The organism is Vibrio sp. 10N.222.48.A3 (assembly GCF_041475345.1).
In the GTDB taxonomy this organism is placed as follows: domain Bacteria; phylum Pseudomonadota; class Gammaproteobacteria; order Enterobacterales; family Vibrionaceae; genus Vibrio; species Vibrio tasmaniensis_A.
Window position 1 is genome coordinate 1 of the sequence record NZ_JBFRVX010001153.1, and the last position, 619, is coordinate 619.

Genomic DNA, 619 nt, shown 5'->3' on the forward strand with positions numbered 1-619 from the left:
AGAGCAAGAACAAGCTGTGACGCTTGTGAAAACGGCGCACCAAGTTTGCCCTTACTCAAACGCGGTTCGTGGCAACATTGATGTGAAATTGTCGGTTAACGGACAAGCGCTTTAGCCGCTTCATCCCCCGCTAAAAAAATGTCCCGCACTAGGCGGGACATTTTTTATATGCGATAGAAAGCTTCTAGCTCTGAGTTGCTAACTCTTAAACGTATTCGAGAGCTCTTTCAGCGATGTTGCCAACTCAGCCTGCTCTTTCGCTGTTGCAGCAATTTGCGTTGCGCCTGTCGTAGATTCTGTCGACTTCTGCTCTACCGCGACAACGTTCTGAGCAATATCTTGAGTCACTACTGCTTGCTCTTCAGTTGCGGTTGCGATCTGCTCTGCCATGCTGAATATTTCGCTCACAGCCCCTGAAATATCTTGCAGGGTCTGTTCTACTCCTCGTGAGTCTTCAACCGCTCTTGAAGACATCTTCTTGCTGTTATCAATCACATTGAACGCTGTTTGCACGTCAGATTGTAGCGAGTTAATGAAGCCTTCAATTTCCGAAGTGGACTGTTGCGTACGCTGAGCCAAAGTACGAACTTCATCGGCTACGACAGCAAAACCACGACCT

At 48.0% G+C, this 619-nt stretch carries 1 protein-coding gene and 1 pseudogene; one reads left to right on the plus strand and one right to left on the minus strand.

What is annotated here, in order from left to right; translation table 11 throughout:
* Positions 1-115: pseudogene (locus AB4653_RS24565) on the plus strand (organic hydroperoxide resistance protein); the annotation flags it as partial.
* A gap of 83 nt (positions 116-198) precedes the next feature.
* Here the strand turns inward: AB4653_RS24565 and AB4653_RS24570 are convergent.
* Positions 199-619, minus strand: a 421-nt coding sequence (locus AB4653_RS24570) for a methyl-accepting chemotaxis protein (protein WP_372105541.1), incomplete at its 5' end; no start/stop codon positions are given.